The organism is Pseudomonas moorei (assembly GCF_042846945.1).
Classification (GTDB): Bacteria; Pseudomonadota; Gammaproteobacteria; order Pseudomonadales; family Pseudomonadaceae; genus Aquipseudomonas; species Aquipseudomonas moorei.
This window is the reverse complement of record NZ_AP035776.1, coordinates 446,517-460,218: the sequence shown is the minus strand read 5'-3', so window position 1 is coordinate 460,218 and position 13,702 is coordinate 446,517. Positions and strand designations below refer to the sequence as shown.

The 13,702-nt window shown below is 59.9% G+C and carries 8 protein-coding genes; 4 read left to right on the top strand and 4 right to left on the bottom strand.

Annotated elements, in window-relative coordinates; translation table 11 throughout:
• Positions 1-132: 132 nt before the first annotated feature.
• Positions 133-3,891: an EAL domain-containing protein gene (locus tag ACGJAX_RS02225; protein ID WP_390959792.1), complete on the bottom strand. Its 3,759-nt coding sequence runs from the start codon at positions 3,889-3,891 to the stop codon at positions 133-135.
• A gap of 376 nt (positions 3,892-4,267) precedes the next feature.
• On the opposite strand from ACGJAX_RS02225, the gene ettA reads away from it, so the two are divergent.
• The 3 genes from ettA (at position 4,268) to gdhA (ending at position 7,574) form a co-directional block, all read left to right on the top strand.
• Positions 4,268-5,932 carry an energy-dependent translational throttle protein EttA gene (gene ettA / locus ACGJAX_RS02220; RefSeq protein WP_047533499.1) on the top strand — a complete coding sequence of 555 codons (1,665 nt, stop codon included), beginning with the start codon at positions 4,268-4,270 and terminating at the stop codon, positions 5,930-5,932.
• Between the two features lie 14 nt (positions 5,933-5,946).
• Positions 5,947-6,144 (top strand): hypothetical protein, encoded by a 198-nt coding sequence (locus tag ACGJAX_RS02215; RefSeq protein WP_390957311.1) that lies wholly within the window; start codon positions 5,947-5,949, stop codon positions 6,142-6,144.
• 92 nt (positions 6,145-6,236) lie between these two features.
• Complete coding sequence (gene gdhA, locus ACGJAX_RS02210) at positions 6,237-7,574, top strand: NADP-specific glutamate dehydrogenase (RefSeq protein WP_090325311.1); 1,338 nt, start codon at positions 6,237-6,239, stop codon at positions 7,572-7,574.
• On the opposite strand, the gene ACGJAX_RS02205 is transcribed toward gdhA, so the two are convergent.
• The 3 genes from ACGJAX_RS02205 to ACGJAX_RS02195 all read right to left on the bottom strand — a co-directional run bounded on the left by ACGJAX_RS02205 (position 7,571) and on the right by ACGJAX_RS02195 (position 10,678).
• Entirely contained in the window at positions 7,571-8,065 is a 495-nt protein-coding gene (locus tag ACGJAX_RS02205) for a GreA/GreB family elongation factor (RefSeq protein ID WP_090325309.1), read from the bottom strand. The genes gdhA and ACGJAX_RS02205 overlap by 4 nt on opposite strands.
• Before the next feature lie 134 nt (positions 8,066-8,199).
• Positions 8,200-10,053 (bottom strand): DUF4105 domain-containing protein, encoded by a 1,854-nt coding sequence (locus ACGJAX_RS02200; RefSeq protein ID WP_390957310.1) that lies wholly within the window; start codon positions 10,051-10,053, stop codon positions 8,200-8,202.
• Positions 10,054-10,189: 136 nt separating this feature from the next.
• Complete coding sequence (locus ACGJAX_RS02195; RefSeq protein ID WP_090325302.1) at positions 10,190-10,678, bottom strand: DUF3015 domain-containing protein; 489 nt, start codon at positions 10,676-10,678, stop codon at positions 10,190-10,192.
• Positions 10,679-10,957: 279 nt separating this feature from the next.
• Here ACGJAX_RS02195 and ACGJAX_RS02190 point away from each other — a divergent pair, with 279 nt between their 5' ends.
• Entirely contained in the window at positions 10,958-13,396 is a 2,439-nt protein-coding gene (locus tag ACGJAX_RS02190) for a Lon protease family protein (RefSeq protein ID WP_247254675.1), read from the top strand.
• The last annotated feature ends 306 nt before the right edge of the window (positions 13,397-13,702 follow it).

The window sequence follows — 13,702 nt, the reverse complement described above, 5'->3', positions numbered from 1 at the left end:
ATCAGCGGTGAATCTGCCGGCCTCTTCGCGAGCAGGCTCGCTCCCACAAGGTCTTCAGTTGTGCGCGAACACCGAAAATCCATGGTGAGAGCGAGCCTGCTCGCGACAGGGCATCAGCAGCACCGAAAGACTTCAGTCAAACATGTACAGCGCATCATTGCTGAACTGCAGTTCAAACTTGTTGGCCGGCATCGGGTGGCCGAACAGGTAGCCCTGGACCTCATCGCAACCGTGCTCCCTCAGGAAATCCAGCTGCTCGTGGGTTTCCACGCCTTCGGCGATCACCGCCAGGTTGAGGCTGTGAGCCATGGCGATGATTGCCCGGGCGATCTGTGCATCTTGTTCACCCGACGGCAGGCCGTCGACGAAGGTGCGGTCGATTTTCAGCACATCAATCGGGAATTGCTTGAGGTAGTTGAGCGATGAGTAACCTGTGCCGAAGTCGTCGACCGCAATGCTCAGCCCGAGGTTTTTCAGGCCGTCGAGGATCTGCATGGCCTCGCTGACTTCGCGCATCAGGATACTCTCGGTCAGCTCCAGCTCCAGGCACGCCGGCGGCAGGCCGGTTTCCTTGAGAATGGTGGCGATCCGCGTGCCGAGCTGACCATCGGAGAACTGCCGGGCGGAAATGTTCACCGAGACCTTCGGCACACGCACCTTGGCCAGGTGCCAGTTCTTCAACTGACGGCAAGCCTCGCTGATTACCCAGTCGCCGACATCCACCACCAGGCCGAGCTCTTCGAGCACCGGAATGAAGTCCCCCGGCGGTACCAGGCCGCGTCGCGGGTGACGCCAGCGCAGCAGCGCTTCGGCTCCGGTCAGGCGCTTGCCGTCGCCGCTGAATTGCGGCTGGTAATACAGCACGAATTCGTTCTGCTCCAGGGCGTGGCGCAAATCGCTTTCCAGCTCCAGACGCTCCAGGGCACTGGCGTTCATGTCCGCCTGGTAGAACTGGAAGTTGTTCTTGCCACGTTCCTTGGCGTGGTACATCGCGGTATCGGCGTTCTTCATCAACTGGCTGAGTTCATTACCGTCCTGCGGGCTGAGGGCGATGCCGATACTGGCGGTGACGAAGAACTCGCGACCTTCGAGCACGAAGGGTTTCACCAGGCTGGCGAGAATCTGTTCGGCCACATGAATCGCCCGGTTCAAGGCGATCTGACGATTGGCCCGCGGTTGCAGGAGCAAGGTGAACTCGTCGCCGCCCATCCGCGCCACGGTGTCGTCATCGTCGACGCAACCCAGCAGGCGCGTGGCCATTTCCTTGAGCATGCGATCGCCGGCGGCGTGGCCCAAGGAGTCATTGATCGGCTTGAAGCGGTCAAGGTCGAGGAACATCAGCACCACCCAGGACTTTTGCCGTTCCGCCGCTTGCAACGCGGTGTGCAGGCGATCCTGGAATAGTGTGCGGTTGGGCAGGTGTGTCAGGGCGTCGTAATAGGCGAGGCGGTGAATCCGCTGTTCGCTGGCCTTGCGCTCGCTGATGTCGGTGAAGAAGCATACGTAACTGGCCAGGTCGCCTTCATCATCAAGCACCGCCGTGATGCCGACCCAGGCCGGATAGTGCTCACCATTGCGGCGCTTGAGCCAGACTTCACCTTCCCAGGTGCTGTGCTGGCTCAGTTGTTTGAGGACGTAACGCAGATGGGCTTCCTGTTGTTCGTCGACGGTCAGCATGTTGGGCAACTGGTCGAGTACTTGCTCCACGGCATAACCGCTGACGCGGCTGAATGCCTCGTTGGCCTGGACGATGTAGCCGGCCGGGTCGGTGATCAGGATCGCCGAGGTCGAGTGTTCGAAAACCGTGGCCGCCATGCGCAGGTCTTTCTCGGCGCGGCGTTGCTGGCTGATGTCGCGCCCCACCCCGAGCACGCCTTCGAAAGCGCCATGCTCGTCCCAGACCAGCACTAACCGCAACTCGATGGGAATCTTGCGCCCGTCGGCCCGCAGGCAGTCGAAGAGGAATAATTGGGTTTGTACCTGGCTGCGCAACAGTGCCAGTTGATCGGGTTTATCCAGTGCTTTGCTGACCCGGTCCATGAGATTGAAGATGCCGGCCAGTTGCTGCGGGTTGGCGATGGTCGATTGCCAGCCGTTCTGGAAAATCCACTCGACGTCATAGCCCAGCACGGCGTGCACCGACGGGCTGACATAGTTGAGTACCAGGCGGCTGTCGGTGGAGAAAATCACGTCGCTGATGCTTTCGGCGAGCATCCGGTAACGCTGTTCGCTGTCGCGAAGGGACTCGCTGGCTTCGAGCTGGTCGGTGATGTCCTTGGCGACGCCGATGATCCGCGTGACCTGGTCGTGCTTGTCCCGCGCCAGAGCCTGCTCGCGTATCTCAAAGCGCCGCCATTGGCCGTTGCGGTGACGGAAGCGCAACTGACACTGCATCAGCTGGCGGTAGCCGGCCTGCCTTTGGGTCTGACGCGAGCGGCGGTAGAAGTCGGCGTCGTCGGGGTGCAGGAGGACTTCCCAGAAGTACTCGCCCATCTGTTGCAGCTCGGCGCGGTTATAGCCCAGCGTCTGCCCCAGGTGGTGGTTGCTGAAGATCATCCGCTGGCTGATCACTTCCTGCACGTACAGGTGATCGGGCACGGTACGCACCACGTCGGACCAGAACCCTTCGCGCTCCAGCAGCGACAGCTCGACGAGCTTGCGGCTGGTGATATCGGTGATGCTCAGGATCACCGCGTTATGGTCCTCGGGATTTTCCGGCAGGCGCAGCACCAGCCACAGGTGCTGGTCACGACCACCGGCGTCCTGGAGTTTGATTTCCAGTTCCAGCTGTTTCTGCTGGTTCAGGACCGCCTGGAGCACCTGATTGCCGATGGCACTGCCCTCAAGTGGATTATCGTCGACCAGCAATTTCCAGGCTTGATCGGGCGTGGTGACGTTGAGCAGTTGCAGGGCGACCTGGTTGACCTCGGTAATGCGCAGCTCCTGCAGCAATTGCTGGCGTTGCTCCGGGACTGCCAGCCAGGCTTGCAGCTGCTCGTTGCTCTGCAATTGGGCCCTGTCGAACAGGGAATTGAGGCCGGACATGTCGAGCACACACAACGCCACGCCGGTGCCTTCGAAAATCTCCTGATAACGTCGCCGGCCTTCATGCAACAGGCGCTGACGACGGCGCATGTTGAGCAGGGCGATAAAAGGCAACATGGAGAAGGCCAGGCCGAGCAGGCATTTGCCGATGAACGCCGGCAGCAGTTCTTCGAGCACACGCTGCCGATCGAACAGGCCGCGCATTTGCCAGTCGCTGCTGCTCAGCGGCACGGTCAGCACGCTGTTGGCCAGATCGTCCTGGGTCAGCATTCCCGGATTGATCAAAGGCAGCGCTTCATCGCGGCTGATGATCTGGTGATTGAAGCGGTTTTCCACCAGCCACTGCGGACGGCCATATGCTTCGTTCAGTTTGGTCAGGGATGAAAAAAACGTCGGTTTGAAGCGCAAGGCCCAGTAGCCACGAGTACTACCGCTGGCCTGGTGCAACAGCAGATGCACCACCGAGCCGTCGATGGCATTACTGAAGTAGTGGGGCTGGGCACTGCTGCGGCGTACCAGTTCGCTCAGGTAATCGGCGTCTTCGCTATTGGGCGCGCTGTCAGTGAGGATGGTTCCGGACGGGCTGAGCAAGGTCAGGCTGATCAGGTCGGGCAAGGATTTCTGCAGCTTGCGCAGCAGCTCCTGCTGTTCGTCGGTGCTTTGCGGTTGTTCGACGATCGGTAGCAGATTCAGAGCGATCTGCGCGTTGAGCGCCATATTCAGACTGACCTGTGCGGCCAGGTCAGCGGTGTAATCGATGGTGTATTGACGCTGGGTTTTCTGGGTTTCGCGCAGTTGATCCAGCAGCTGCCAGAACAGCAGGGCGAGCAGCAACAGCACGAGCATCGCCAGCGCGCCTTTGAGTGTTCCGGGCAGGGTCGCGCCGGGCGCCGTTGTCGGTGCGCTGGTGGTCAGGGACGGAGGAACGTTGGACAAACTTAAATCCTGCGGTTTGGCTGGACTGGCGCGACGTGCACTATAAGCCGGACGCCCGAAGGGCGGCTAGCATGCCTTGAGTTGTGGCAAAGTGCCAGCCCCGCTCGGCTGGACGGCCATCTGTCATTGAGGTAGCTTTGCGGGTTACGCGGGAGCGTTCCAGCTCCTAAAATCAGACTTTTTTCAGCGCGCACGCCTTGGTCTCCATCAAGCGGACGACGCGCACGGTCTGGCCAGGCATCGTCTGCGCTTTAATCATTCATCTGTCACTGACCCTAGGTTCTCCATGGCTCAATACGTATTCACCATGCATCGGCTGGGCAAAGTTGTGCCACCGAAGCGGGAAATCCTGAAAAACATCTCCCTGTCCTTCTTTCCTGGCGCCAAGATCGGCGTGCTCGGCCTCAACGGTTCGGGTAAGTCCACGCTGCTGAAAATCATGGCGGGCGTCGACACCGAGTTCGACGGTGAAGCCCGTCCGATGCCGGACCTGAACATCGGCTACCTGCCGCAGGAACCGCAGCTTGATCCGACCAAGACGGTGCGCGAAGTGGTCGAGGAAGCCGTCAGCGTGATCAAGGACGCGCAAGCGCGTCTGGATGAGGTCTACGCCGCCTACGCCGATCCGGATGCCGACTTCGACAAACTGGCTGCCGAACAGGCCAAGCTCGAAGCGATCCTGCAGGCCAGCGACGGTCACAACCTGGAGCGCCAACTGGAAGTCGCCGCCGATGCGCTGCGTCTGCCGGCCTGGGATGCCAAAGTCGAACACCTGTCCGGTGGTGAAAAGCGCCGTGTGGCGCTGTGCCGCCTGCTGCTGTCCGCCCCGGACATGTTGCTGCTCGACGAACCAACCAACCACCTGGACGCCGATTCCGTCGCCTGGCTGGAGCATTTCCTGCACGACTTCCCGGGCACCGTGGTCGCGATCACGCACGACCGTTACTTCCTGGATAACGTGGCTGGCTGGATCCTCGAACTCGACCGTGGCGCGGGCATTCCTTACGAGGGCAACTATTCGGGCTGGCTGGAAGCCAAGTCCGATCGTCTGGCCCAGGAGTCCAAGCAGCAGTCGGCTCACGAAAAGGCCATGAAGGAAGAACTGGAGTGGGTGCGCAAAGGCGCCAAGGCCCGCCAGTCGAAGTCCAAGGCTCGTCTGCAACGCTTCGAAGAAATGCAATCGCAGGAATTCCAGAAGCGCAGCGAAACCAACGAGATCTACATCCCGGCCGGTCCGCGCCTGGGCGACAAGGTCATCGAGTTCAAGAACGTCACCAAGGGCTACGGCGATCGCGTGTTGATCGACAACCTGTCGTTCTCCATGCCTAAAGGCGCCATCGTTGGTGTGATCGGTGGTAACGGTGCCGGTAAATCGACGCTGTTCCGCATGCTGATGGGCAAGGAAACGCCGGATTCGGGCACCATCGAAGTCGGTGAGACCGTGCAACTGGCGTGCGTCGACCAGAGCCGCGAAGACCTGGACGGCAGCAAGACCGTGTTCCAGCAAATCTCCGATGGTTCCGACCAGATCCGCATCGGCAACTACGAGATCCCGTCGCGCACCTACGTCGGTCGCTTCAACTTCAAGGGCGGCGATCAGCAGAAGTTCGTCAAGGACCTGTCCGGTGGTGAGCGCGGTCGCTTGCACCTGGCCCTGACCCTGAAAGAGGGCGGCAACGTCCTGCTGCTCGACGAACCGTCCAACGACCTCGACGTTGAAACCCTGCGCTCCCTGGAAGAAGCCCTGTTGGACTTCCCGGGCGCTGCCATTGTGATCTCTCACGATCGGTGGTTCCTGGACCGCGTCGCCACTCACATCCTAGCGTACGAAGACGACTCGCAAGCGGTGTTCTTCGAAGGCAACTACACCGAGTACGAAGCCGATCGCAAAAAACGTCTCGGCGAAGCCGCTGCCCAGCCGCATCGGGTACGGCACAAGAAGCTGGCCTGATTCGGGTCGGTGGCATGAAAAAGCGGAGCCTTCGGGCTCCGTTTTTTTTTGCCCGGTTTTTTTCAGCGGGACCGAGTTGGATTCATCGCTGGCTTGCCAGCGATGGCGGTATAACTGTTGGTGCAAAACTTGAATTTGATCTCACCATTCAGGTGCAAAAAAGGCCGAAAATTTCTCCTGATTTATATCCTGTGCACCATTTGATTTCATAAACGCGACATTTTGCACTGTTCTTGTGCTCGAATCGTTTGTTACAGTCCGGCCCAATCTCTTCCAACGACAAAAAATTTGCCGAGACTTTTCCATGATCGAATCCGTCGAATCCTTCCTTGCCCGCCTGAAAAAACGCGACCCGGATCAGCCTGAATTCCACCAGGCCGTGGAGGAGGTTTTGCGTAGTCTGTGGCCGTTCCTTGAAGCCAATCCACGTTATTTGACCTCGGGCATCCTGGAGCGGATTTGCGAACCGGAACGGGCGATCGTCTTTCGGGTTTCCTGGGTCGATGATCAGGGCAAGGTCCAGGTCAATCGCGGTTTCCGTATCCAGATGAACAGCGCCATTGGCCCCTACAAAGGCGGCCTGCGTTTCCATCCGTCGGTGAATCTCGGGGTATTGAAGTTCCTGGCCTTCGAACAGACCTTCAAGAACTCGCTGACGTCATTGCCCATGGGCGGTGGCAAGGGTGGCTCGGACTTCGACCCGAAAGGTAAAAGCGATGCGGAGGTCATGCGCTTCTGCCAGGCCTTCATGAGCGAGCTGTATCGCCACATCGGTGCTGACGTCGATGTGCCGGCCGGGGACATCGGCGTCGGCGCTCGAGAAATCGGTTTCCTGTTCGGCCAGTACAAACGCCTGAGCAACCAGTTCACCAGCGTGCTGACCGGCAAAGGCCCGAGTTACGGCGGCAGCCTGATTCGCCCGGAAGCCACGGGTTTCGGTTGTGTGTACTTCGCCGAGGAAATGCTCAAGCGTCGCGGTGAAACCGTCGAAGGCAAGCGCGTGGCGATTTCCGGGTCGGGCAACGTGGCGCAGTACGCCGCGCGCAAGGTCATGGACCTGGGCGGCAAGGTGATTTCACTGTCCGATTCCGAAGGCACGCTGTACTGCGAAAGCGGTTTGACCGAAGCGCAATGGCAAGCGGTGCTGGAACTGAAAAACGTCCAGCGTGGGCGCATCAGCGAATTGGCAGGCCGTTTTGGCCTGGAATTTCTCGCCGGGCAGCGCCCTTGGGGGCTGAGTTGCGACATCGCCTTGCCGTGCGCCACGCAAAATGAACTGGATGCCGAGGCGGCCCGTGCGCTGCTGCGCAATGGCTGCACCTGTGTGGCGGAAGGGGCGAACATGCCGACCACCCTGGAGGCGGTGGATCTGTTTATCGAAGCGGGCATTTTGTTCGCGCCGGGCAAGGCGTCGAACGCCGGTGGTGTCGCGGTGAGCGGGCTGGAGATGTCGCAGAACGCCATGCGCCTGCTGTGGACCGGTGGTGAAGTGGACAGCAAGCTGCACGCGATCATGCAATCGATCCACCATGCCTGCGTGCATTACGGGGAAGAGAACGGCCAGGTCAACTATGTCAAAGGCGCGAACATCGCCGGCTTCGTCAAAGTCGCCGATGCTATGCTCGCCCAGGGCGTGGTTTAAGCCGGTTCGATGCGGATGATTTCAATCAGTTGATCGCCAGCCGGGCGTTGCCACAGCACCTCGTCGCCGAGTTGCGCCCCGAGCAACGCCCGGCCCAGCGGCGACGCCCAGTTGATCAGGCCGACCGTCGCATCGGCCTGATCCTCGCCCACTATTTGCACCGTTTGCTCGTAGTTGTGCTCGTCCGCAAACGTCACCCGGCTGCCGATCTGCACTGTCTTCTTTGAGCTGGCGGGTGGCACCACTTGAGCGCTTTGCAGGCGCTGGCTGAAATACCTCAAGTCGCGCTGAAGATCAGCTTCGCGCTGCTTGTCGGCCAGGTCACCCTGGGCGTTCAGCTCTCCCAGCAGGGTTTGCAGTTCGGCGACTTTTTCCTGCAACTGGGTCAGGCCGGAGGGGGTGACGTAGTTGGGCTGCGCGCTGACCTGTCGTTCGACCGGCTGATCGGCTTGTGCAGCGGCATTATCTTCATTGACGAAGGCGCGACTCATGGTTTTTCTCCCGGTATAGGATTTGGGCCATGGTTGCAGGCTTTTAGTTTCGAGGGATGTCTGTCAGCGACCTGTGGCGAATGACATCACCGGGCGGCACGTTCATTCCGACAGGGTGACGCCTTGTGTTTGACCTAGTAGTGATACCACTTCACCTCCAGCATCACTTCGTTCTCGGGCGTGGCCAATTGGCTGAATTCGCGCTGGGCACTCAGGCGTAATCCCAGGTTTCGCGACAATTCCCATTGCTGGTTCAGGCTCAGGCCACGGCGCACTTCGCCGTTGGTGAAGTAATCACCCTTGGCCTCCAGGCTGAAGTGACCGAGCGGGTTTTTCCACAGTACGCCGGTGTTGAAACCTGCTGCGGGGGCAATAAAGCCGGCGAAGTCATTGTTGTGCTCCAGGCGCACGGTACCCAGGGCAAAACCCAGCGTATCGTCGCCCAAGTGCCAGGTACCACCGCCGCCGCCATTAACGTGGCTCACCAGGGTTTGGTCGCCATGTTTGCCCGGCACCCGCTCCAGTCCACCGGTGACCTGCCACGACAGGGGCTGCAGCAACTCGTTGCGCGGGGTCAGGGAGCGGATGGTCGCCAGATCCAGTTGCTGCAACTGCCAGTCATTGCCTTCGTACTGGCGCAATTTGAGCTGGAGGATTTCGATCTGCGCGCCGAGAGGGAAGCTTTCGGCGTTGTCATTGAGGTCGTGATAGGCCATGCGCAAGCCGTATTCACCAAACGCCTTGTCGCCCCGGGTGCCGAGGCCGGCTTGCCAGGTGCGCGATTCGTGACCGTCTTCCGGCAGGCCGGGTTGCGGGATGTCCAGTTCCGGTGCCGGGTTCTGGTTGATCGCCCGCAGCAGTTCGAAGCTGCGCTGGGCCCGTGTGGGGTCGCGCTCCTGGCCATTGGCCCGGTAACGCTCGAGTCGGTAGGCGGCATCGATGACCAGCGCCTGTCGGTCGCGGGGCTGTGCCTTGAACGCCGGATCCTGTAACTGTTTCTGGTCGGCGCTGATCTTCAGCACCCATTGTTGTTCTTCGGCTGTCAGCGGCTCGGCGCGACTCAGCAGTTCCCGTTCACGGGATGGCCGATATTGAATGGACTCCACCAGCCCGGCCTCTTTCACCGCCTTGACGGTGTCGGTCGGAATGGCCGTCAGGGGGAATTGCTCGGTCAGGCGCAGGCTCGGGCGAGCCACTTGCAGCAGCTCCAGCAGGCGATAGGAACAGTTTTCGTCGAAGAAAAAATAGTCGAACTTGATCTGTTTCAGTTCCCAGACGTGCTCGACCATGCGCGCGGTTTCTGCCTGGTTCAGGTTCAGGCGGTATTCCCACAGGTCGCGGTTTTCCAGGCTGCGGTATTCCGAGAGTTTTTCCTGGTACGGCACCAGCGCAAACAGGCCCGGATACCCGCCCATCAAGCCTTTCCACGCATAGAGGATGCTGTTGTCCGAGCCTTCGATGTAAGCACCGAAGTTGATCGCGTAGCTGAGCAGCGAAGTCTTGTCGGTCTGAACGTCAGCCTGATCGATACGCAGCAGGGTGTGGCCGAACATCGACGAAGGACTGTTCAGGTACGCAGCTGGAAAAATCATCACCGTGCTGTGGGGCGAAACGTCCTTGAACCACTGTTTGAATTCAGCGCAGTCCAGGGTCGGCAGGTCCGTCAGGTTGAGCTGTGCTTTCAGCCAGCGGGTGCGGGCCGGGTAAACGCATTGGGCATGCTGTTCGCCAGCACTGGCCGGGGCATACAGCGCTTGTACGGTGGCCGCCAGTTCGTGATCCGGATGTTCGTTGCCATCGGTGGCGAGGAAGAATTTTTTGTCACTGACGTAGCTGCGCCAGCCGCCGAGCTTGGCGGTTTCGTAATGACCCAGGGAAATCCAGAAAGGATCGTTGGCCAGTTGCTGCAAACGTTGTGGATCGACATTAGGCGCGGCGGACAGCGGGGCGCACACACAGAGCGCCAGCCAGGCAAGGCGTTTGAGCATAAGTGGCAACTTAATTCGAAAAAAAACAAAGACCCAAAGTGGTGGATGCCAATTGACCGTAGGAGCTGGCAGACCCAAGAGGGGTAGGTCCAAAAAACAAAACCCGCTTCCCAAAGGAAGCGGGGTCCCTTCGAGCTTAAGCTTGAGTCGCGTACTTGGCCAGACGAGGGTCGTTTTTCAGAACGGCCAGGGTGTTGGTATGCACATCTTCAGCGGTCACGTCGGCCTTGCTGAAGATCTGCTGGAAGTGCTCGTGAGTGACAGCGGCGAAATGCGCACGGTCTTCCGGCGCCACGCCCAGTACCACAGCGTATGTGGTCAGCGCTTCGCCCTGACCTTTAGCCATGTCTTCGGACAGCTCGTTCATCATGCCATTCATGGCAAACCAGGATTTGCCGCCATAGGTCAGCGCCGCGTTGGTCGCGCAACCGTTGGTACCGGAAGTCATGCCGAAGGTTGCGTTACCGGAGGTTCCGTTGGTGGTGGATGCCAGGAAGTGAGCCGGAGTGCCACGCTGACCTTCGAACAGCATGTTGCCCCAACCGCAATCCGGACCGCCTGGCGCCTGAGCCATGGCGTTGAGGGATGCAACGGTGAAGAGAGTACCGAGAAGAATCCGTTTCATAGCTTTGTTCTCTTTTAGATGCGTACCAATGGAAAAGGGGGGGTGGCCCGTTCCGGCGCCAGTTGGGCCGGTTATTAGTCCAGCCGCGCAGTTTGGAGTTTAGGCAGGATCACGGGGTTCCGTGATTTTTTGCAAAACAATCGACGGATTCGGTGATTTCGCGTGGCTCTGCGTCGCGGTTTCGACTTGTCTATGCTTTGGCCTGAGGCGCTCCTTGCCAGTCGGGCATGGGCAGCGCCAGAATGCCGCTATCTGCCCCGCCTGATGTAAGGAAGCCCGATGCCTGATCCTGTTGCTGCCAGCTTGCGTCTAGCGCCTGAAGCGCTGACCCGTCCGTTTTCCGCTGAACAGTTCAGCTTCTCTACCACTAATGATCTGGAGCCCTTCCGCGGTGTGCTTGGCCAGGAACGTGCGGTCGAAGCCTTGCAGTTCGGTGTGGCCATGCCACGCCCCGGTTACAACGTGTTCGTCATGGGTGAACCCGGCACCGGCCGGTTTTCGTTCGTCAAACGCTATCTGAAGGCCGAAGCCAAACGCCAGCAGACCCCGGCGGACTGGGTCTACGTCAATAATTTCGATGAGCCACGCGAGCCCCGTGCACTGGAATTGCCGTCGGGCACTGCCGGTGCCTTCATCGGCGACATCAACGGTTTGATCGACAACCTGCTGGCAACCTTTCCAGCGGTGTTCGAGCACCCGTCCTATCAACAAAAGAAAAGCGCCATCGACCGCGCATTCAACCAGCGCTACGACAAGGCGCTGGATGTCATCGAGCGCCTGGCGCTAGAGAAGGACGTCGCGCTCTATCGCGACAGCAGCAACATCGCCTTCACGCCGATGGCCGAGGGCAAGGCGCTGGACGAGGCGGAATTTGCCCAGTTGCCGGAAGCCGAGCGTGATCGCTTCCACGATGATATTTCAGCGCTGGAAGAGCGTTTGAACGAGGAACTGGCCAGTCTGCCGCAATGGAAGCGCGAGTCGAGCAATCAGCTGCGTCACCTCAATGAAGAAACCATCACCCTGGCCCTGCAGCCGTTGCTCTCTCCATTGTCGGAGAAATACGCAGAGAACGCGGCCGTGTGCGGTTACCTGCAAGCCATGCAGGTGTACCTGCTCAAAACCGTGGTCGAGCAACTGGTGGACGACAGCAAGACGGATGCCGTCGCCCGCAAACTGCTGGAAGAACAATACGCGCCGAGCCTGGTGGTCGGTCATGCCTCCAGCGGCGGTGCGCCAGTGGTGTTTGAACCGCACCCGACTTACGAAAACCTGTTTGGTCGCATCGAATACAGCACTGACCAGGGCGCGCTGTACACGACTTACCGGCAGCTGCGGCCGGGTGCGTTGCACCGGGCCAACGGCGGTTTCCTGATCCTTGAAGCGGAAAAAATGCTCAGCGAGCCGTTTGTGTGGGACGCGCTGAAGCGCGCTCTGCAATCGCGCAAGCTGAAGATGGAATCGCCGCTTGGCGAACTGGGGCGCCTGGCCACCGTGACCCTGACCCCGCAAAACATTCCGTTGCAGGTCAAAGTCGTAATCATCGGTGCCCGCCAGCTCTATTACACGCTGCAGGACCTCGATCCGGACTTCCAGGAGATGTTCCGTGTCCTGGTGGATTTCGATGAAGATATCCCGATGGTCGACGAGAGCCTGGAGCAGTTCGCCCAGTTGCTCAAAACCCGCACTTCGGAAGAAGGCATGGCGCCGTTGACTGCCGATGCGGTGGCGCGGCTGGCGACTTACAGCGCGCGCCTCGCTGAGCACCAGGGGCGTTTGTCGGCGCGCATCGGCGATCTGTTCCAGTTGGTCAGCGAAGCGGATTTCATCCGTCACCTGGCGGGCGACGAAATGACCGATGCCGGCCATATCGAGCGTGCGCTCAAGGCCAAGGCCACCCGTACCGGGCGTGTGTCGGCGCGGATTCTCGACGACATGCTGGCCGGGATCATCCTGATCGACACCGACGGCGCGGCCGTCGGCAAGTGCAATGGCTTGACGGTGCTGGAAGTCGGCGATTCCGCCTTCGGTGTACCGGCACGGATTTCCGCCACGGTGTATCCGGGCGGCAGCGGTATTGTCGACATCGAGCGTGAGGTCAACCTCGGTCAGCCGATTCACTCCAAAGGCGTAATGATCCTCACCGGTTACCTGGGTAGTCGCTACGCCCAGGAATTCCCGTTGGCGATTTCCGCGAGTATCGCGCTGGAACAATCCTACGGTTACGTCGACGGCGACAGTGCCTCGCTGGGTGAGGCGTGCACGCTGATCTCGGCCCTGTCGAAAACGCCGCTCAAGCAGTGTTTTGCGATCACCGGCTCCATCAACCAGTTCGGTGAAGTGCAGGCGGTGGGCGGGGTCAACGAGAAGATCGAAGGTTTCTTCCGTCTCTGCGAGGCACGCGGATTGACTGGCGAGCAGGGCGCGATCATTCCCCATGCCAACGTCGCGACGCTGATGCTCGACGAGAAAGTGCTGGCGGCGGTGCGCGCGGGGCTGTTTCACGTTTACGCTGTGCGCCAGGCGGACGAGGCGCTGAGCCTGCTGGTCGGCGAGCCGGCGGGCGAGCCGGATGAGAACGGCGAGTTCCCTGAAGGCAGTGTCAACGCGCGGGTGGTTGAACGCTTGCGGGTCATTGCGGAAATGATCAGCGAAGATGATCTCAAGGAAGCCGAGAAAGAAGCGGCGCAGGAGGCGCTGGTCGAAGCCAAACCGGCCTGATACAAAACAATCCATGGATTAAACCGGTCCACTGCGGGAGCGAGCCTGCTCGCGATGACGGATTCACATTCAGCATGTTTGTTGATTGTCAGTCTGTTATCGCGAGCAGGCTCGTTCCCACATTTGTTTGTGCGTATCCCAAAGTGCCATCACTCTGGCGTCAATATTCACACTATGACCATTCGGCGCCTTCTGGTCTCACTTGACGTGCTAGTCAGACTTTTCTTCTATTATCTGCTCAAGGATATCGACAGTAATCACTGGATCGAGACAGCCTTCCCGTGGGGGCTGAATACCGGATCTAAC